Raw genomic sequence first — 18902 nt, forward strand, 5'->3', positions numbered from 1 at the left:
GGCCGCCATGGTTCAGACAGGCATCGCGCCCCGCCACCTCGTCGTCGTCGGTGGCGGCATGGTGGCCCGACGGCTCATCGACGCGCTCCGTGCCCGGGACACCGACGGCGAGTGGGCCGTCACCCTCCTGTGCGAGGAGCGCCGAGCCCCCTACGACCGTGTCGCGCTCACCTCTTACTTCACCGGCCGCGACCCGGAGGACCTCGCCCTCGGGGGGCAGGACATCTGGGACGACCCGCTCGTCACGATCCGGCGCGGCGTGGCGGCCACCGCCGTCGACCGCGACGCGCGGACGGTCACCACCTCCGACGGGCGCACCCTCTCCTACGACTCCCTCGTCCTGGCCACCGGCTCGTATGCCGCGGTGCCCCCGGTGCCGGGCAACGATCTTCGCGGTGCCTTCGTCTACCGCACCATCGACGACGTCGCCGACCTGCGCACCTACGTCGAGTCGCTGCGCGGCGAGCTCGACCGCCCGCTGCGCGGTGCCGTCGTCGGCGGCGGCCTGCTCGGCCTCGAGGCGGCCGGGGCGCTGCGGGCGCTCGACGTCGACGCCACCGTGGTGGAGTTCGCCCCACGGCTGATGCCGCTGCAGGTCGACGAGGGCGGCGGCGAGGCGCTGCGCCGGCTCATCGAGGGCATGGGCGTCTCGGTGCGCACCGGCACGGCCACGGCCAAGATCACCGACCGGCTCGGCCGGGTGGCTCGCATGCACTTCGCCGATGGACCGGCACTCGACGTCGACGTGGTGATCTTCGCGGTGGGCGTGCGCCCCCGTGACGAGCTCGCCCGCGCAGCCGGCCTCGACGTCGGCGAGCGGGGCGGCGTGGTGGTCGACGACACCTGTCGCACCATGGATCCCGCGGTCTGGGCGGTCGGGGAGGTCGCCTGCATCGGCGGACGCTGCCTCGGCCTGGTGGCACCCGGCTACGCGATGGCCGAGGTCGTCGCCGACCGGCTGCTGGGCGGCGAGGGCACCTTCCCCGGCGCCGACCTCTCCACCAAGCTCAAGCTGCTCGGCGTCGACGTCGCCAGCTTCGGCGACGCCTTCGCCCAGGAGCCCGGCAGCCTCGAGGTCGTCGTCTCCGACCCCGTGGCCGGCGTCTACAAGAAGCTCGTGATGTCCGACGACGCCAGGACCCTGCGCGGCGGCATCCTCGTCGGTGACGCGAGTGCGTATGCCGCGCTGCGACCGATGGTCGGCCGTGAGCTCGGCGGCGACCCGGTTGCCCACCTCGTGCCCGAGGGCGGCACGCCCGCACCAGCGGGGGACCTGCCCGACGATGCCGGCGTGTGCTCGTGCAACAACGTCACGGCCGGAGCCGTCCGCTGTGCCGTGACCGAGGGTGGCTGCACCGACCTCGCCGGGGTCAAGGCGTGCACCCGCGCGGGCACCTCCTGCGGGTCGTGCCTGCCGCTGGTCAAGAAGCTCGTCACCACCGAGCTCGAGAGGTCGGGCGTCACGGTGAGCAACGCGCTGTGCGAGCACTTCGACCTCTCGCGCGCCCAGCTCTTCGACGTGGCGCGCGTGCAGGGGCTGACGTCCTTCAGCGAGATCATCACCCGGCACGGCCGTGGCCGTGGGTGCGACATCTGCAAGCCGGTCATAGGCTCGATCCTGGCCTCGCTCGGCACCGGTCACATCCTCGAGGGCGAGCGGGCGACGTTGCAGGACACCAACGACCACGTCATGGCCAACCTGCAGAAGGACGGCTCCTACTCCGTGGTGCCCCGGATCCCGGGCGGCGAGATCACCCCCGAGGGACTGCTCGTGATCGGGCAGGTGGCCAAGGACTTCGGGCTCTACACCAAGATCACGGGCGGTCAGCGCATCGACCTCTTCGGCGCCCGCATCGACCAGCTGCCATCCATCTGGAAACGCCTGGTGGACGCCGGTTTCGAGTCCGGCCACGCCTACGGCAAGTCGCTGCGCACGGTGAAGTCCTGCGTGGGCTCGACCTGGTGCCGCTACGGCGTGCAGGACTCGGTCGGCCTGGCCATCGACCTCGAGCTGCGCTACCGAGGCCTGCGCGGCCCGCACAAGCTCAAGCTCGGCGTCTCGGGCTGCGCGCGCGAATGCGCCGAGGCGCGAGGCAAGGACGTCGGCGTCATCGCCACCGACAACGGGTGGAACCTCTACGTCGGCGGCAACGGCGGCTTCACGCCCCGGCACGCGCAGCTGCTGGCCGAGGACCTCGACACCGAGACCCTCGTGCGCACCATCGACAGGTTCCTCATGCTCTACGTCCGCACCGCCGACCGCCTGCAGCGCACCGCTGCCTGGGTGGAGGAGTACGAGGGCGGGCTCGACGCGATCCGGGCCGTGGTGCTCGACGACTCGCTCGGCATCGCCGCGGACCTCGACGCCGCGATGGCTGCGCACGTGGGGTCCTACGAGGACGAGTGGGCCGCGGCCCTGGCCGACCCGGAGAAGCTGCGCCGGTTCGCCTCGTTCGTCAACGCCCCCGACCAGCCCGACCCGTCCCTGGCCTACGTGGGCGAGCGGGGCCAGGCCCGTCCCGCCACCGACGAGGAGCGCACGAGCGGGGCCGTCCTCATCGCCGGAACCACCCTGGAGGTCCGCTCATGACGTCCACACCCACGACCACGCCTCCTGCGGCACAGGTCCCGGATGCCGCGTGGGAGGAGGTCTGCCACCTCGACCACCTGCCGCGCGAGCGGGGCGCCGCCGCCCTCGTCGACGGCGTCCAGGTGGCGCTCTTCCGCACCCACGACGACGCCGTGCACGCGCTGCAGCAGTACGACCCGTACTCCGGGGCCCACGTGATGTCGCGCGGCATCGTCGGCTCGCGAGGGCACGTGCCGACGGTGGCGTCCCCCATGTACAAGCAGGTGTTCGACCTGCGCACGGGTGCCTGCCTCGACCCGGTGGGACGCGAGCCGGTGCACCTGGCCGCCTACCCCGTCGAGGTCCGTGACGGCGTCGTGCTGGTCTCGCGCGAGCCGCTGCCCGCCCCCGGTGCGCCGTGACCACGCTCCTCGGCCTCGAGCTGGCCGGCCGCCCGGTGCTGGTCGTGGGCGGCGGACCGGTGGCAGCGCGCCGTGCCACGGCCCTGGCCGCGGACGGGGCGCTGGTCACGGTGGTGAGCCCGGTGCTCTGCGAGGACCTCGTGGACGCGTATGCCGCTGGCACGGTGGCATGGGTGGACCGTGAGATCCGGGAGGCCGACGTCGACGGCGTGTGGCTGGTGCAGGCCGCGACCGGCGACCGTCACGTCGACGCCCAGGTGTGCCGGTGGGCCACCGAGCGCCGGACGTGGAGCGTCAACACCGGTGCGGCTGAGTCCGGCACCGCCCGCACCCCCGCCACCACGACGCACTCAGGTCTGGCGGTCGCGGTGGTGTCGACGGGAGCGGCCGACCCCGCACGGGCGAGGACCGTCAGGGACGCCCTGGCCCGCACCCTCGAGTGCGAGCCGCTCGACCTTCGGCCCCGCCGCCGGACTCCCGGCACCGGGCGGGTCGTGCTCGTCGGCGGCGGACCGGGCGCTCCCGACCTGCTGACCGTCCGGGGCCGCCGGGCGCTCTCCGAGGCCGACGTCGTGGTCACCGACCGGCTGGGCCCCACCGCGCTGCTCGACGAGCTGCCCGCGTCGGTGGAGGTGGTCGACGTCGGCAAGACCCCCGGCCACCACGCCGTCACCCAGGACGAGATCAACGGCATCATCGTCGAGCACGCCGCCCGCGGGCGCACCGTGGTGCGGCTCAAGGGCGGCGACCCCTTCCTCTTCGGGCGCGGTGGCGAGGAGGTGCTCGCGTGCAGGCGCCACGGCATACCCGTCGAGGTCGTGCCCGGCGTCAGCAGCGCGCTCTCGGCCCCGGCCGCCGCCGGCATCCCCCTCACGCACCGTGGTGTCGCGGCCGGCGCGCACCTCACCCACGGGCACGGGACCCTGACCGCGGAGGCCGTCGCCTGCGTCGTCGACCGCACCGCCACCCTGGTCGTGCTGATGGGCATCGGGCTCCTCGCCCGCCACGTGGACCACCTCCTGGCGTCCGGTGCCGACCCCGCCACCCCCGTCGCCATCGTCGAGGACGGCACCCTGCGGACCCAGCGCACGACCCACGCGCCGTTGTCCGGCATCGTCGACGCCGCGACCGCCGCCAGGGTGCGGGCTCCCGCCGTCATCGTCATCGGCGACGTCGCCCAGCCGTCCCTGCTGGAGGTGCCGTGAGCGGCAGCCTGGGACAGGTCATGGCCGGCTGCGTGGTGCTCGTGACCGCCGACCGTCGTTCGGGCGAGCTCGCCGCCGCACTGACCCGCCGCGGGGCCACCGTCCGGCACGCGCCGGCGCTCAGCATCGTCCCCACCGAGCACGACGACCAGCTCCTCGCCGACACCAAGGCCCTCCTCGCCGAGCCTCCGGACGTCGTCGTCGTCACGACGGGGATCGGCTTCCGCGGCTGGGTGGAGGCGGCGGACGCCGCGGGTCTGGCCGACGACCTGCTGGCGGTGCTGGGCGAATCCCGTGTCATCGCGCGCGGGCCCAAGGCGCGCGGCGCGATCCAGGCCGCGGGGCTCCAGGCCGACTGGGTGGCCGAGTCGGAGACCTCGGCGGAGATCCTCGACACCCTGCTGCGCGAGGGTGTGGCGGGCCAGCGCATCGCCGTGCAGCACCACGGCGCAGGAGCGGACGGCCTCGATGTGGAGCTCGCTGCCGCCGGTGCCGACGTCGCGAGCCTCGTCGTCTACCGATGGGGCCCACCGCCCGACCCCGAGGCGCTGCGGACCTCCGTGGAGGCCGCCGCCGCCGGGGAGATCGACGCCGTGGTCTTCACCTCGGCTCCCGGCGCCCACGCCTGGCTGGAGTCCGCCGACGCCTGCGGGGTCGGCGAGCTCGTCCTCGCGCGCCTCCAGCAACGGCTGATGGTGGCAGCCGCGGTGGGACCCGTGACGGCGAAACCGTTGCAGGACAGAGGTGTCGCGCCGATCGTGCCCGAGCGCGGTCGCCTCGGGGCACTGGTGCGGACCCTCGTGGCGCACTACGACGAGGCCGCCACCGACGCGGTCTCCACGGTCGCGGGACCCCTGCAGGTGCGTCGCACCGTCGCCCTGCTGGACGGGCACGTGCTGCCGCTCTCCCCCACCAGTCTCGAGGTGCTGCGGCTGCTCGCCGGCGCGGCCGGCGACGTGGTGACCCGCGGGCGGGTGCTCGCGACCCTGCCGGGCGAGTCACGCGACCCGCACGCCGCCGAGGTCGCCGTCGCCCGGCTGCGGGACGCGCTGCCGGACCGACGGGTGGTGCAGACCGTCGTCAAGCGCGGCTACCGGCTCGCCCTCGCCTGACCGAGCCCACACCGCGCAGCCGGGACTCCGGAGCCTGCGCCTCGACCGGCGACGCGGGTCAGTGGCGACCGCCCTCCGAGGCGCCCTCGACCTTGATGGGGGTCCCGCCGGCCACCAGCCTCCAGTCGTAGACGGTGAAGGACGGCGGGTCGATGGTGCCCTGTGCCGTCACCCAGTCGATGATCGCCTGGCGGATCTCGAGCTGGGCGTTGTAGACGACCGGTGCCGCCTTCACCCCCGGGAAGTTGCCCCCGCCCGACTGCCGGTAGTTGTTGATCGCGATGATGAACTCGCCGGCGAGGTCGATCGGCTCGCCCGCGTACCGCAGGTTCGTGATCCGGCTCCCGGCGGCCTGGGCGATGTCGATGTCGTAGGAGAGGGAGGCGTCGAGGCCGGCCATGACGTCGTAGTTGTAGTCCGGCGTCCCACTAGGCGCCATGGCGGTCTTGGCGTTGGTGACCTCGTCGGGCGCGTAGGACGCCTTGGTGCCGTCGACCTGCTGGAAGTAGCCCGCCGAGAACTCGAGGTAGTCCTTGACCTGCTGGCCGGTGAACTTGATGCCGAGCAGCGTGTTGTCGTAGATGTACAGGCCTGCCACGTCCCGCACCGTGACGTCCCCGGCGGGGATGGCGGCGTCGCGGTTGAACGGCGCCGCGATCGACAGCACCGGCAGGCTGGCATCCGGGGTCCCGGCCAGCGCCTCCCGCACGACGAGCCCCTGCACGTGGTTGATGAAGTCGAGGGCGGCCGTGTCCTCGAAGCGGGCTGTCTGCGCCGACATCGCGGCCGTGCTGGTGCCGATCACCGAGTTCACGTAGGTGACGACGATGTCGTGGTCCTGCTGGAGCACAGCCGCGACCTCCTCGTCCTCGTCCACGGTGTTGGCGTTGAGCAGCGTCGCGCCCTTCTCGGCGATCTTCCAGCCGTCGCGCTCCCTCACGAGGTCGAAGTCCATGACGGCCAGGCGCATGCCCCACTTGTGCGGCTCCGTGAGCAGGACCTGGGCACCGGTCTTCCTGTTCTCCACGAACCGCTGCGGGATCTCCACGTGGGCGTGGCCGACGAGGACCGCGTCGATGCCGGGGACCTCCTCGGCCAGCTGGGTGGAGGCGTTCTCGGGGAACGGCAGCGCGTCACCGTAGGACGAGCCGGGGGTCGAGCCCGAGTGGCACGAGACGATGACGACGTCGCACCCGGCCTCCTTCAGGCGAGGCACCCACACCCTGCCCTGCTCGACGATTCCGTCGAAGCGCACCCGGCCCTCGACGTTGGCCTTGTCCCAGATCGCGACACCGGGCGTCACGAGCCCGAGGATGCCGACCTTGAGCGGCCTGGACTGGCCCAGCACCTTGATGGTGCGGATGAGGTACGGCGGGAAGACCGGTGCGCCGGTGTTCCAGTCCAGGGAGTTCGCGCTGAGCAGGGGGAAGTCGCACTGCTCCTCGAAGACGCGGAGCGTCTCGAGGCCGTAGTTGTACTCGTGGTTGCCGAGGGCCGCCGCGTCGTAGCCCATGGTGTTCATGGCCGTGGCCATCGGGTGCTTGGAGCCGCCGGTGATCGGGTCGACCTTGGCGTAGTAGTAGGACAGCGGGGTGCCCTGGATCGTGTCGCCGGCGTCGAGCAACAGGCACGACTCGGCCCCGCGCTCGGCCCGCACCGCCTTGACCAGGGTGGCGACCTTGGCCAGGCCGATGTCGTTGGAGTCGCGGTCGGTGTACTCGGCGTCCTTGAAGTAGTCCCAGTTGAAGACGTTGCCGTGCGTGTCGGTCGTGCCCATGACGGTCAGCCGGTACCGGCGGGGGTCGACGTGGCTGCCCCTGTCCTGCGCCGCGTCGGCGCGCCCCGGGGCCGCGAAGAAGGCCGCGCTGGCGCCGCCGACGACGGCGAGCCCGAGCATCTCCCGCCGGGAGCGCTCGAGCGAGGCGAGGCTGGCGATGGCGGTGGGGGACTTCGGTGACACGGTTGCCTCCAGTGCGGGCGTGTGCCGGGGTGCCGGCGCGCGGGGCGGAGGGCAGGGTGGCCCGCCGCGAGAGGCCACCCTAGGCCGGGCGCCGCCGCCGCGGAACCGACATGGGGGAAGATTTACCCGGACGATCAGACCGGAGTCAGCCGATGGAGTAGTCGCCACCACCGCTGTCGGGTCCGCGGCCCTGCCCGGCAGACCACGACCACGCGTACTTCCCGTCGTCGACGGCCAGGCCGCCCTCGCCCAGCTCGAGCGGCCGGAAGGTGTCGACCATGACGGCCGTCTCGTCGAAGTACTCCACCCCCAGCGAGGCCTCGGTCGCGCCCGGCTGTGGGCCGTGGGCGTGGCCGCCGGGGTGCACCGAGATCGAGCCGCGCGCGATGCCGGAGCCCCTGCGCGCCTCGTAGTCGCCGTCGACGTAGAACATGATCTCGTCGCTGTCGACGTTGGAGTGGTAGTAGGGCACCGGCACGGCCAGCGGGTGGTAGTCGACCTTGCGCGGCACGAAGTTGCAGATGACGAAGTTCCAGCCCTCGAAGACCTGGTGCACGGGCGGGGGCTGGTGGACCCGGCCGGTGATGGGCTCGTAGTCCTTGATGTTGAAGGCGTAGGGGTAGAGGCAGCCGTCCCAGCCGACCACGTCGAGGGGGTGGAAGGGCAGCGTGTGCACGGTGCCGACGATGCCGCCGGGGCCGTTGCCGCGGTGCTTGATGAACACCTCGGTCTCGTCACCGGCGCCGGCCCCGACGTCCTCCGCGAGCAGCGGTCCCTGCGGCCCGCGCAGGTCGCGCTCGCAGTAGGGCGCGTGCTCGAGGAACTGGCCGTACTTGCTGAGGTAGCGCTTGGGCGGCGCGATGTGGCTGTTCGCCTCGATGCAGTAGGCGCGCAGCGGCTCCTCCCCGTCGGTGACGGGGATCCAGCGGTGGGTGGTCGCGCGCGGGATGACGAGGTAGTCGCCCTGCACCACGTCGAAGGCCCCAAAGACCGTCTCCACCCGGGCCGCTCCGCGCTCGACGTAGACGCACTCGTCGCCGATCCCGTTGCGGTACCACGGGCTGGGGGCCCCCGCCACGGCATACGAGATGCGCACGTCGCCGTTGCCCAGCACCAGGCGCCGGCCGGTGACGACGTCGGTGGCGGGCACCTCCTCGGCGGTGAACAGCTCGTGCAGCCTGAGATGACGCGGCACCAGCGGGTGGTTGGGCGTGGTCGAGAGGTCGCCGACCTCCCACTCACGAGCGCCGGCGATGGTCGAGGGGATGTGGCGGTGGTAGAGCAGCGAGGAGTCCGAGGAGAAACCCTCCTCGCCCATGAGCTCCTCGTAGTAGAGCTCCCCCCGGACGCCGCCCTCGGCGGGGCGCCGGTGCTGCGTGTGCCGCTTGGGCGGGACGTTTCCCTGCTGCTGGTAGTGCGCCACTGGTCCACCTCACTGTGGTCAGGCTTGTGTGGTCATGGTGTCCACTTCGGGTGGGCGGTTCCACCCGAGCGCCACCCTAGTAGCCTGCCGCGCATGACACAGCCGTCGGATGCCGCAGCGCCCACGCGCGCGGAGCCGGCCCTCTTCGCCGGGCTCGTCGACGATGCCGCCGTCTTCCCACCGGGGCTCGCACCGCTCCCCGACGCGGTGCGTGAGCACCGCGCCCACCGCCAGAGCTGGTATGCCGCGATGGTCGGCCCGCTGCTCGTGCCGGTGTCCAGCGCGGGAGAGCTCGTGGAGCTGGTGCCACCCGGCGCGGAGCCGCTGCGGGTGGGCCTCATCGCACGGCCGGGCACCCCGCTGCACCTCGTCACCGACGCGCTGCACCTGCTGAGCGGCCACCCCCGGGTCGAGGTCGCCGCGGTCGAGCTGGGGTGGACCCCCGAGTGGCGCGACGTCGAGCTCGGTGACGTCACCCGGGCGCTCGAGGTGCCGCGCGGCGACGACCAGGCCCGCGCGCTCGACGACATCGCGACCGAGGCCGGTCGCGAGCCCGACGGCCGGCTGCTCGCGAAGTTCCGCACCGGGGCCACCCCCTCATGGGACTGGCCCGACGAGCACGAGCTGGCCGCGTTCCTCCACTCCGCTGTCGCACGCGACCTGCCGTTCAAGCTGACCGGGGGCCTGCACCACGTCGTCCGCGGCAGCCACACGGTGCACGGCCACGGCGAGGACCAGCACGGCCTGCTCAACGTGCTGTTGGCGGTGCACGCCGCGGCGCAGGGTGGCGAACCCGGCTCCCTCGCCGACCTGCTGGGGCAGCGCGACTCCGCCCCGCTGGCGCGCTCCGTCGCGGGGCTCGCCCCCGCCGCGTGCACGCGCGTGCGCAGCCTGCTCACGGCATACGGCTGCTGCGGGGTCACCGACCCGATCACCGAACTGTCCGCCCTCCACCTCGTCGAGGAGTCGTAAGTGACCACCTGGCTGGACCTGCCCGCTGACCACCCCTACGGGCTGGGCAACCTTCCCTACGGCGTCTTCTCGACGCCGGACCGCACGCCGCGGGTGGGCGTGCGGATCGGCGACTGGGTGCTCGACGCCGGCGCCGCCGCGGAGCTGGCAGGCATGGAGTCGGGCGAGGTCTGGCTGCAGCCCAGCCTCAACGCCTTTCTGGCAGAAGGGCGCTCCGCGTGGACCAGCGCCCGCGCGTGGCTGGTGGAGCTGCTGACCAACGAGGCTCGCCACGACTGCGTCGAGCCCCACCTCGTGCCGCTCGAGCAGGTCACCATGCACCTGCCTGTCGAGGTGGCCGACTACGTCGACTTCTACGCCAGCGAGCACCACGCCACCAACGTCGGGCGCATCTTCCGCCCCGACGGCGAGGCGCTGACCCCCAACTGGAAGCACCTGCCGATCGGCTACCACGGCCGTTCCGGCACGGTTGTCGTCTCCGGCACCGAGATCGTCCGCCCGCAGGGCCAGCGCAAGGCCCCCGCCGACGCGGTGCCCTCGTTCGGGCCGAGCATCCGGCTCGACATCGAGGCCGAGCTCGGTTTCGTCGTCGGCGGCGCGACGGCGGTCGGCGACCAGGTCGACGTCTCGGAGGCGGCCGACCACCTCTTCGGTGTGACGCTGCTCAACGACTGGAGCGCCCGCGACATCCAAGCCTGGGAGTACGTGCCGCTCGGACCGTTCCTCGGCAAGTCCTTCGCCACCAGCATCTCACCCTGGGTGGTCACCCTCGACGCCCTCGAGGCCGCCCGGGTGCCGCTGCCGGGCCAGGACCCGCAGCCGCTGTCCTACCTGCTCGGCGACGAGGGCAGCGTCTTCGGGCTCGACATCCACTACGAGGTGCTCGTCAACGGCACCGTCGTGGCCAGGCCCGAGTACCGCGACATGTACTGGTCACCGACCCAGATGCTGGCCCACCTGACGGTGAACGGCGCCTCCCTGCGCAACGGCGACCTCTTCGCCTCCGGCACGATCTCCGGGCCGGAAAAGGACACCCGGGGCAGCCTGCTCGAGCTCTCCTGGAACGGGCAGGAGCCGATCGGCCTCGACGACGGCTCCACGCGGACCTTCCTCGAGGACGGAGACGTCGTGACGCTGCGGGCCTGGGCCCCGGGTCCTGGAGGCAGCCGGATCGGCCTCGACGAGGTCACCGGCACGATCCGCCCCGCCCGTCAGCGGCCCTAGGGCCTGCCTCCTACACCTGGCGGGTGTCGACCACGTTGGTCTTGGCCATCAGGTCGTGGATGGCCTGCTTGCGCTCGTTGACCAGCGGGAGCAGGCCGTCGGCGACCTGGAGCAGCCCGACCAGCTGGCTCAGCAGCGGCAGGCTGGAGACCAGGTTGCCGCCGATCGGGATCACCGTGCGCGTGAGCGCCGCCTGCACCGGCAGCGGGCCGGGCCGCTCACGCAGCCGCACCCGCAGACCGAGGGCCTTCTTGCCGGGCGTGGCGCCGCTGCGCGTCGTGAAGAAGACCTCGTAGGCGATCGCGACGAGGGTGAGGACGACCGAGTACGCGACCAGCCACTTGATCATCTCGGGCGTCGCCGTGGGCGGCACCGCGCTGGTGTTCCCGGACTCCACCTCGCGCACGTAGTCCTCCATGGCCGGCCAGAGCTCGGCGAAGGCGCGGTAGAGGAAGTAGCCCGTCAGCGGCAGCGAGAGCACCCACACGATGATCCAGTCGATGAGTCGAGCCGCCAGCCGCTTCCACCAGCCGGCCAGCGGCTCGCCGTCCGGGGTGCGGGCCCGCGCGCCGTAGACGGTGGGGGCGGGGGGCATGTGCCAGCCGCCGGGACCGGGCTGCGGGGGCGGCGGGTACTGCTGCTGGCCCTGCCACTGCTGGGGCTGCTGGCCGGGCCAGCCCGGCTGGGCCTGCTGCTGCGGGGGCTGCTGGCCGGGCCAGCCGGGCTCGGTCTGCTGTTGCGGCGGTTGCCCGGTCCACTGGCCGGCCTCCGGGCCGCCCACGCCGGGCGCCGGGCGGGTGCTGCGCGGGGAGGTGTGCCGGGTCCACACGACGCCGTCGAAGTACCGCAGCTGCTGCGGGTTCTCCGGGTCGTCGTACCAGCCCGGGGAGTGCGGGTTCGCCATGGCGCCAGCCTCTCACGCAGCCCGCACACTCCCGCGCACGGGCTGCCCAGTTCGTGCATCCCCCATGTCCCCACCTACCGTGGACGGAATGAGCAGCAGTGACTCCGTCTTGCGCACCAAACCCGTGGAGGACGTGCTGGCCCAGGGCAGCGACGCCGGACATGAGGGCCCGCACGGGCACCACCGGCTCACGCGCAGGCTCGGCGCCAAGGACCTCATGGGGTTCGGCATCGGCATCGTCATCGGCACCGGCATCTTCACGCTCACCGGCGTGGAGGCCAAGAACCACGCAGGTCCCGCCGTCGTCATCTCCTTCGGCATCGCCGGCCTCGTGAGCCTGCTGGCCGCCCTGTGCTACGCCGAGATGTCGGCAGCGGTGCCCACCGCCGGAAGCGCCTACACCTACGCCTACGCCACGATCGGCGAGATCTTCGCCTGGATCATCGGGTGGGACCTCATCCTCGAGTTCGCCCTCGGCGCGGCGGTGGTCGCCCGCGGCTGGTCCGGCTACCTCGCCACGCTCTTCGACCTGCCACCCGCGCTGTTCAAGGAGGAGGCCACGGTCAACGTCGGCGCCATCGGCATCGTGCTGGTCCTGGGCATCGTCGCCATGGTGGGCATCCGCGAGAGCGCCCGGGTGACCAACCTGCTCGTCGTGGTCAAGGTCGCGATCTGTGCGTTCGTCGTGGTCGCCGGCCTGTTCTTCATCGACCGCGACAACCTGACCCCGTTCGTCCCGCCGTCGGAGCCGGTCGCCGAGAGCGTCTCGGGACTGGCCCAGCCGCTGAGCCAGGCCCTGTTCGGCCTCGAGCAGACGGCCTTCGGGTTCGCCGGGGTGCTCACGGCCGCCGCCGTCGTGTTCTTCGCCTACACCGGGTTCGAGGCCGTCGCCAACCTCGGCGAGGAGACCCGCAACCCGCGTCGCGACCTGCCGCTCGGCCTCCTCGGCACGCTCGGGCTGTGCACCGTGCTCTACATGGGCGTCTCGTTCGTGATCACCGCCATGGTCGACTACCGCCAGATCGACGAGAGCGCACCGATCGCGAGCGCCTTCGACGCCGTCGGCGCCGGCTGGGCCTCGGCCCTGATCTCCATCGCGGCCGTCGCCGGCCTCACCTCGGTGATCCTCGTCGACATCGTCGCGATGGGCCGCATCGGCTTCTCGATGGGCCGCGACCGGCTCCTGCCCCCGGCCATCGCCAAGGTGCACCCCACGTGGGGCACGCCCTACCGGATCACCGCCGTCGTCATCGTCCTGGTCGCCGTGCTCGCCGGCTTCATGCCGCTGGGCACGCTGGCCAACCTCGTCAGCATCGGCACCCTGTTCGCCTTCATCATCGTCTCGATCGCGGTGCCGATCCTGCGCCGCACCCGGCCGGACATGGAGCGGCCCTTCCGGGTGCCACTCTCCCCCGTCATCCCCGTCCTGTCGGCGCTCGCCTGCCTCTACCTGATGACGAACCTGTCGATCGAGACCTGGCTGCGCTTCGCCGCCTGGATGCTGCTGGGCGTGGTGCTCTACTTCGCCTACGGCCGCCGCAACGCCCGGCTCGCGCACCGTGAGGACGTCCCCGCCGCCTGACCTCACGCCACGGCAAGGGCCGGTGTGCCGGGTGGTGACCACCCGGCGCACCGGCCCTTGCACTGTGACGACTGTCGGAACAGCCTGTGGCTCAGAGGTTTCCGCGCTTCTCCTGCTCGCGCTCGATGGCCTCGAAGAGGGCCTTGAAGTTGCCCTTGCCGAAGCCGAGCGAGCCGTGTCGCTCGATGATCTCGAAGAAGACCGTGGGGCGGTCGCCGAGCGGCTTGGTGAAGATCTGCAGCAGGTAGCCGTCCTCGTCGCGGTCGACGAGGATGCCACGCTTCTTCAGCTCCTCGATCGGCGCGCGCACCTCGCCGATGCGGGCGCGCAGCTCAGGGTCCTCGTAGTAGGAGTCCGGGGTGTCGAGGAACTCGATGCCGTTGGCGCGCAGCTCGTCGACGGTGCGGATGATGTCGCCGGTGGCGAGCGCGAGGTGCTGGGCGCCGGGGCCGTTGTAGAACTCGAGGTACTCGTCGATCTGGCTCTTCCGCTTCGCGATCGCCGGCTCGTTGAGCGGGAACTTCACGCGGTGGTTGCCGTTGGCGACGACCTTGGACATCAGCGCCGAGTAGTCGGTGGCGATGTCGTCGCCGATGAACTCGGCCATGTTCACGAAGCCCATGACGCGGTTGTAGAAGGCGACCCACTCGTCCATCTTGCCGAGCTCGACGTTGCCGACGATGTGGTCGAGGGCCTGGAACAGGCGCTTCGGCGCGCCCTCGCGCTTGACATAGGTCGAGGCCCTGGCGACGTAGCCGGGCAGGTACGGGCCGGTGTACCTCGAGCGGTCGACGAGGGTGTGCACGGTCTCGCCGTAGGTGCCGATGGAGGCGATGCGCACGGTGCCGTGCTCGTCGGTGAGGTCCTCCGGCTCCCGCACGACGCGGGCGCCGGCACGCTTGGCCTGCTCGATGCACTTGTCGACGTCGGGCACCTCGAGCGAGATGTCGACGACGCCGTCGCCGTGCTTGGCGTGGTGCGCGATCAGCGGGCTGTCCGGCGACACGGCGCCGTTGATGACGAACCGGATCGAGCCGGACTTCAGCACGAAGGACTTGTGGTCGCGCTGGCCGTTCTCCGGGCCGGAGTAGGCGACGAGCTCCATGCCCCAGGCCGACTGGTAGTAGTGCGCGGTCTGTGTCGCGTTGCCGACGACGAAGACGATGGCGTCCCACCCGGTCACGGGGAACGGGTCCTTGCTCTCGTCGTACTCGACGAGGCCGACGAGCTGCTTGAGCTGCTCGAGGTCGAGGTTGGCCTCGCGCTCCTGCGGGGTCAGGTCCAAGCTGGTGTCAGTCATGGGCGGCAGCGTGCCGTCACGCCCGACTCATGTGCAAGTGTGCGAAGTTCGGCTGGACAGAATGCGCACAGTGCTGGCTGCCACCCCGGTTCTCATAGACAATCTGCTCATGCCCTCGACCTTCTTGGACAAGCTCGACGCCCGACTGCTGGCCCTCTTCGCCGAGAAGCCACAGATCGGCGTGCTCGGCGCCTCCCGCGAGCTCGGCGTCGCCCGAGGCACCGTGCAGGCCCGGCTCGACCGGCTGGGCGAGCGCGGCGTGATCCGCTCGTGGGCGCCCCAGCTCGACCCCGCCGCCATGGGCTACCCGGTGTCGGCGTTCTGCACCCTGGAGATCCGCCAGGGCAGGGGCCACTCCCCCGTCGTCGAGCACCTGTCGGCGATCCCCGAGGTGCTCGAGGCCCACACCATCACCGGCTCCGGCGACCTGCTGGTGCGGGTGGTGGCGCGCGACAACCCCGACCTGCAGCGGGTGATCGACCAGGTGGTCGACGACCGGCACGTCATCCGGGCCTCGACCGTGATCTCCCTCGCGACGCGCATCGACCACCGCACCCTGCCGCTCGTGGCCGAGGCGGCCTCCGGCTCCTAGCAGGGCCCGAGCGGCCGGTGCGCCCGCACTCGCCGCCCGCCACCTCCCGCGACGCGCGGTCAGTCCTCGATGCGGAAGCCCAGCTTGACGGTCACCTGCCAGTGCGCGACGGCACCGTCGACGAGCTGCCCGCGGATGGCGCCGACCTCGAACCAGTCGAGGTGCCGCACCGTCTGCGCCGCCTTGTTGACGGCGTTGTTCACCGCGGCCTCGATGCCCTCAGGCGAGCTGCCGACGACCTCGGAGATCCCGTACACGTGGTTGGCCATGGCCCGTCCTCTCGTCTTCCCCGCGCCCGTCCGGACGCCACGACCACGCTAGCCGGGCTCGGCTCCGGCCGGGAGGGATGTGCGCAGGGTGCGCCGAGGATCAGCGCCTGCCGACGAACCAGGCCCGGATCTTCTCGATGCGTGCGGCCACCTGCTCGGACGTCGCCTCGTCGAGGGCCGGTCCCCCGCAGGCCCGCCGCAGGTCGGTGTGCACCACCGCGTGCGGGGCGCCGGACTTGCGCGCGTAGGCCGCTACCAGCTTGTTGAGCTCCTTGCGCTGCGTGGCCAGCGCGCGGTGCGCAGCCACCGGTTCGGCCGCCTTCTTGGGCCGCCGGGTGTTCTGCGCCGCCTGGCGCTCGTGCAGCAGCAGCGCGACCTGGTCGGGCTCGAGCAGGCCCGGCAGGCCGAGGTACTCCTGCTCGTCCTCGGAGCCGACCTCGGCGTTGAGCCCGAACTGCTTGGCGTCGAAGAGCACGTGGTCGAAGTGCGCGTCGGACTCGAGGGCCTCGAAGCCGGGCGCGTCGATGTCCGCGGTCTTGAGGGTGCGGTTGACGGCGGCGACGAGCGCGTCCTCCTCCGACCACATCGACCCTTCGTCGTCAGCCGTCCTGGGCCGGTCGAGGGCGTGGTCGCGCTCGTCCTCGAGCCGAGCCGCGTGCTCGAGGATCGTGGCCACGCTCGGCAGGAACACCGAAGCCGTCTCGCCGCGCTTGCGCGCCCGCACGAAGCGCCCGACCGCCTGGGCGAAGAACAGCGGGGTGGAGGTGGAGGTGGCGTAGACGCCCACGCACAGACGCGGCACGTCGACGCCCTCGGAGACCATGCGCACCGCGACCATCCAGCGGTCGTCGCTCGCCGAGAACTCCTCGATCCTCGCCGAGGCCCCGGCGTCGTCGGAGAGCACGACGGTGGGCTTCTTGCCGGTGATGCCCTCGAGGATCTTGGCGTAGGCCCGTGCCGCCGTCTGGTTGGAGGCGATGACCAGGGCGCCGGCGTCCGGCACCCCACGCCGCACTTCGGTCAGCCGCTTGTCGGCGGCGGCGAGCACGGCGGGGATCCACTCGCCCTTGGGGTCGAGAGCGGTGCGCCAGGCCTGCGCCATGGCGTCCTTGGTGAGCGGCTCGCCGAGGCGGGCGGCGATCTCGTCGCCGGCCTTGGTGCGCCAGCGCATGGCGCCGCCATAGGCCATGAAGAGCACGGGCCGCACGACCCCGTCACGCAACGCCTCGGCATACCCGTAGGTGTAGTCGGAGGCCGACCGGCGGATGCCGTCCCGGTCCTCCTCGTAGCGCACGAACGGGATCGGGGAGGTGTCGGAACGGAACGGCGTGCCGGTCAGGGCGAGGCGGCGCACGGCGGGCTCGAAGGCCTCGCGGATGGCGTCGCCCCAGGAGAGGTTGTCGCCGCCGTGGTGGATCTCGTCGAGGATCACCAGCGTGCGCTCGGCCTCGGTGCGGGTGCGGTGCAGCGAGGGTCGGCTGGCCACCTGGGCGTAGGTCAGCGCCACACCGTCGTACTCGTGGCTGTGCCGGGCCGAGGAGTTGGAGAACCGCGGGTCGATGTGGATCCCGACCCGGGCCGCGGCGTCGGCCCACTGCGTCTTGAGGTGCTCGGTCGGGGCCACGATGGTGACCGCGCTGACGACGCCGCGACCGAGCAGCTCGGTGGCCACCCGCAGCGCGTAGGTCGTCTTGCCGGCGCCGGGCGTCGCGACGGCGAGGAAGTCCTGCGGCCCCTGCTCGAGGTAGGTCGACAGGGCGTCCGCCTGCCAGGCACGCAGCTTCGACGCCGTCCCCCAGGCGGCCCGCTCCGGGAACGCTGGTGACAGGTTCGAGGCAGCCGCAGTACTCATAGGCCGGCAACGATAACCGGATCCGGCGGGCGACATGCCGGGGCCCCGCCATCACCGGCGGGGCCCCGAAGGTGTGCTATCCCAGAAGGATTCGAGCAGCGACCGGCTAGCCGCGGTAGGCCACCCAGGCGTTCTGCATGCGCACGTGCTGGCCCGTGGAGAAGGTGTCCATGCAGGCGTCGTCGGTGTAGTCCATGAAGTTCCGGATCGGGTCGAGACCGGTGGCGGTGCAGGTGTCACGGCCCGTCGGGCAGCCGTAGGCCGGGGAAGCCTCGGCCGGGGTGTCGTCGACGTAGTCGCCGCTGCCGGTGCAGCCACCCTGGAACGTGTGGTAGAGCCCGAGCCAGTGGCCGACCTCGTGCGTGGCGGTGTCGCCCTGGTTGTAGGGCACGGCGGTGCCGCCGGGGATGCTCTCGTCGAGGATGACCACCCCGTCCATGGCGTCGTAGCTCGACTTCGGGAAGGTCGCCCACCCGAGCAGCCCACCCTGGAGGTTGGCGCTGTAGACGTTCAGGTCGGCCATGGTGCCCTTGCGCAGGGCCCGCTTCATGTCGCGCTCCTGCTTGGAGCCGTTGCGCAGGTTGTACCACTGGCTGTTGGTGGTCGTGTCGGTCCCGACCAGCGTGAAGGTGAAGCCGCTGCCGGAGTAGGCGCTGTTGAGCACGTTCATCTGCCCGCTGATGTCGCTCGCGCTGAGCTTGCCGTTGGTGCCGTCGGTGATGACGTGCCAGTAGACGTTGACCGTCCCCGCCTGGAAGGCGCCACCACCGCCCGGCTTGCGGGCCTCGCCGTTCGGGTCCTTGGTGTAGCCCTTCGCAGCCAGCGCCCGGGCCAGGTCGGCCTCCATCGCCCTGGTCTGGGCCGAGGTGAGCTCGTGCGGGTCCTTGGCGGCTGCTGCGCCTCGACCGGCGGTGACGCTGTCGGTGTGCGTCGCGCAGTCGGCCGCCACCGAGTCGGTGCCGGCCATCGTGACGGCCTGGGCGCCGGCGGGAGCCGCCAGGGCCGCGGCGGCGAGCAGGAGGCTCGAGAGGGCAAGACGGGAGCGTGCTGGCATGGACGTCCTTTCACGGGTCGCCGTGCCAGGGGTGTGGCACGGGCTGAACACCCGAGGGACGCTAGGCCGCGCTCATCGACCGATCGGCCTGCAGCAGGCCCGGATTCGGTAAAAAGTCCGCCAGCGCTGGGCCTACTCCTCGCCGTCCTGCGGAGCCCGCAGGCCGTCGTAGATCTCCTTGCAGACCGGGCAGACGGGGAACTTCTGCGGGTCCCGGCCCGGCACCCAGACCTTGCCGCACAGGGCCGTCACGGGCTCTCCGGACAGCGCGCTCTCGAGGATCTTCTCCTTGCGCACGTAGTGGGAGAAGCGCTCGTGGTCGCCGGGCTCCTGCAGCTGCTCCTCGACCTGCTCGCGCTCGATGACGGCCGTCGAGGTCGACGGCTGGGCCGAGGGTGCGTGCGGGTCGTCGAGAGGGATCTGCGGCTCGCTCATGCGCCCGAGTCTAGGCGCTGCCCGAGC

16 protein-coding genes are annotated in these 18902 nt (G+C 72.0%); 8 read left to right on the forward strand and 8 right to left on the reverse strand.

Features of this window, described 5'->3' with window-relative positions; all coding sequences use genetic code 11:
* The first annotated feature begins 7 nt into the window (after positions 1-7).
* Genes nirB through P2F65_RS14840 form a run of 4 tightly spaced genes read left to right on the forward strand, consistent with a single transcriptional unit; the run spans position 8 to position 5308 of the window.
* Positions 8-2590, forward strand: coding sequence for a nitrite reductase large subunit NirB (gene nirB, locus P2F65_RS14825; RefSeq protein WP_275809275.1), 2583 nt, complete (start codon positions 8-10; stop codon positions 2588-2590).
* Complete coding sequence (gene nirD, locus P2F65_RS14830) at positions 2587-2991, forward strand: nitrite reductase small subunit NirD (protein WP_275809278.1); 405 nt, start codon at positions 2587-2589, stop codon at positions 2989-2991. The genes nirB and nirD overlap by 4 nt, the downstream gene beginning before the upstream one ends.
* Entirely contained in the window at positions 2988-4196 is a 1209-nt protein-coding gene (cobA, locus tag P2F65_RS14835; protein WP_275809281.1) for a uroporphyrinogen-III C-methyltransferase, read from the forward strand. The genes nirD and cobA overlap by 4 nt, the downstream gene beginning before the upstream one ends.
* A 20-nt stretch (positions 4197-4216) precedes the next feature.
* Positions 4217-5308, forward strand: a complete 1092-nt coding sequence (locus P2F65_RS14840; RefSeq protein WP_275810685.1) for a uroporphyrinogen-III synthase — start codon at positions 4217-4219, stop codon at positions 5306-5308.
* Positions 5309-5366: 58 nt separating this feature from the next.
* Here P2F65_RS14840 and P2F65_RS14845 read toward each other — a convergent pair whose 3' ends face one another.
* Both P2F65_RS14845 and P2F65_RS14850 read right to left on the reverse strand, forming a co-directional pair.
* Entirely contained in the window at positions 5367-7268 is a 1902-nt protein-coding gene (locus tag P2F65_RS14845) for a 5'-nucleotidase C-terminal domain-containing protein (RefSeq protein ID WP_275809284.1), read from the reverse strand.
* 145 nt (positions 7269-7413) lie between these two features.
* Positions 7414-8691 (reverse strand): homogentisate 1,2-dioxygenase domain-containing protein, encoded by a 1278-nt coding sequence (locus tag P2F65_RS14850; RefSeq protein WP_275809287.1) that lies wholly within the window; start codon positions 8689-8691, stop codon positions 7414-7416.
* A 93-nt stretch (positions 8692-8784) separates the two neighbouring features.
* Between P2F65_RS14850 and P2F65_RS14855 the strand changes: the two genes are divergently transcribed.
* Together P2F65_RS14855 and fahA are read left to right on the forward strand one after the other, a co-directional pair.
* On the forward strand, positions 8785-9663 hold the full coding sequence (locus tag P2F65_RS14855) for a hypothetical protein (protein WP_275809290.1): 879 nt from the start codon (positions 8785-8787) through the stop codon (positions 9661-9663).
* A complete protein-coding gene (gene fahA, locus P2F65_RS14860; RefSeq protein WP_275809293.1) occupies positions 9664-10887 on the forward strand; it encodes a fumarylacetoacetase in 1224 nt (407 codons plus the stop codon).
* Between the two features lie 10 nt (positions 10888-10897).
* Here fahA and P2F65_RS14865 read toward each other — a convergent pair whose 3' ends face one another.
* Positions 10898-11791, reverse strand: a complete 894-nt coding sequence (locus tag P2F65_RS14865; protein ID WP_275809296.1) for an RDD family protein — start codon at positions 11789-11791, stop codon at positions 10898-10900.
* An 88-nt stretch (positions 11792-11879) separates the two neighbouring features.
* Between P2F65_RS14865 and P2F65_RS14870 the strand changes: the two genes are divergently transcribed.
* Positions 11880-13373, forward strand: coding sequence for an amino acid permease (locus P2F65_RS14870; RefSeq protein ID WP_275809298.1), 1494 nt, complete (start codon positions 11880-11882; stop codon positions 13371-13373).
* Between the two features lie 91 nt (positions 13374-13464).
* On the opposite strand, the gene hppD is transcribed toward P2F65_RS14870, so the two are convergent.
* The gene (gene hppD, locus P2F65_RS14875) at positions 13465-14673 is read right to left on the reverse strand and encodes a 4-hydroxyphenylpyruvate dioxygenase (protein WP_275809301.1); all 1209 of its coding nucleotides are present in this window, start codon (positions 14671-14673) and stop codon (positions 13465-13467) included.
* A 109-nt stretch (positions 14674-14782) separates the two neighbouring features.
* Here hppD and P2F65_RS14880 point away from each other — a divergent pair, with 109 nt between their 5' ends.
* Entirely contained in the window at positions 14783-15265 is a 483-nt protein-coding gene (locus P2F65_RS14880) for an Lrp/AsnC family transcriptional regulator (RefSeq protein WP_275809304.1), read from the forward strand.
* Between the two features lie 59 nt (positions 15266-15324).
* On the opposite strand, the gene P2F65_RS14885 is transcribed toward P2F65_RS14880, so the two are convergent.
* The 4 genes from P2F65_RS14885 to P2F65_RS14900 form a co-directional block, all read right to left on the reverse strand.
* Complete coding sequence (locus tag P2F65_RS14885; RefSeq protein ID WP_275809307.1) at positions 15325-15534, reverse strand: dodecin; 210 nt, start codon at positions 15532-15534, stop codon at positions 15325-15327.
* A gap of 100 nt (positions 15535-15634) precedes the next feature.
* On the reverse strand, positions 15635-17386 hold the full coding sequence (locus tag P2F65_RS14890) for a DEAD/DEAH box helicase (protein ID WP_275809310.1): 1752 nt from the start codon (positions 17384-17386) through the stop codon (positions 15635-15637).
* A 106-nt stretch (positions 17387-17492) separates the two neighbouring features.
* On the reverse strand, positions 17493-18440 hold the full coding sequence (locus tag P2F65_RS14895; protein ID WP_275809313.1) for a zinc metalloprotease: 948 nt from the start codon (positions 18438-18440) through the stop codon (positions 17493-17495).
* 132 nt (positions 18441-18572) lie between these two features.
* Positions 18573-18875: a DUF3039 domain-containing protein gene (locus P2F65_RS14900; protein ID WP_275809316.1), complete on the reverse strand. Its 303-nt coding sequence runs from the start codon at positions 18873-18875 to the stop codon at positions 18573-18575.
* Between the last annotated feature and the right edge of the window lie 27 nt (positions 18876-18902).

The organism is Knoellia sp. p5-6-4, from assembly GCF_029222705.1.
Classification (GTDB): Bacteria; Actinomycetota; Actinomycetes; order Actinomycetales; family Dermatophilaceae; genus Pedococcus_A.

Bases quoted from the DNA above. Each gene is read 5' to 3' on its own strand.
- P2F65_RS14870 (WP_275809298.1), top strand. From the start codon at position 11,880: ATGAGCAGCAGTGACTCCGTCTTGCGCACCAAACCCGTGGAGGACGTG.
- P2F65_RS14840 (WP_275810685.1), top strand. From the start codon at position 4,217: ATGGCCGGCTGCGTGGTGCTCGTGACCGCCGACCGTCGTTCGGGCGAG.
- P2F65_RS14890 (WP_275809310.1), bottom strand. From the start codon at position 17,386: ATGAGTACTGCGGCTGCCTCGAACCTGTCACCAGCGTTCCCGGAGCGG.
- nirB (WP_275809275.1), top strand. From the start codon at position 8: ATGGTTCAGACAGGCATCGCGCCCCGCCACCTCGTCGTCGTCGGTGGC.
- P2F65_RS14885 (WP_275809307.1), bottom strand. From the start codon at position 15,534: ATGGCCAACCACGTGTACGGGATCTCCGAGGTCGTCGGCAGCTCGCCT.
- P2F65_RS14900 (WP_275809316.1), bottom strand. From the start codon at position 18,875: ATGAGCGAGCCGCAGATCCCTCTCGACGACCCGCACGCACCCTCGGCC.
- nirD (WP_275809278.1), top strand. From the start codon at position 2,587: ATGACGTCCACACCCACGACCACGCCTCCTGCGGCACAGGTCCCGGAT.
- P2F65_RS14855 (WP_275809290.1), top strand. From the start codon at position 8,785: ATGACACAGCCGTCGGATGCCGCAGCGCCCACGCGCGCGGAGCCGGCC.
- P2F65_RS14895 (WP_275809313.1), bottom strand. From the start codon at position 18,440: ATGCCAGCACGCTCCCGTCTTGCCCTCTCGAGCCTCCTGCTCGCCGCC.
- hppD (WP_275809301.1), bottom strand. From the start codon at position 14,673: ATGACTGACACCAGCTTGGACCTGACCCCGCAGGAGCGCGAGGCCAAC.
- P2F65_RS14880 (WP_275809304.1), top strand. From the start codon at position 14,783: ATGCCCTCGACCTTCTTGGACAAGCTCGACGCCCGACTGCTGGCCCTC.
- P2F65_RS14865 (WP_275809296.1), bottom strand. From the start codon at position 11,791: ATGGCGAACCCGCACTCCCCGGGCTGGTACGACGACCCGGAGAACCCG.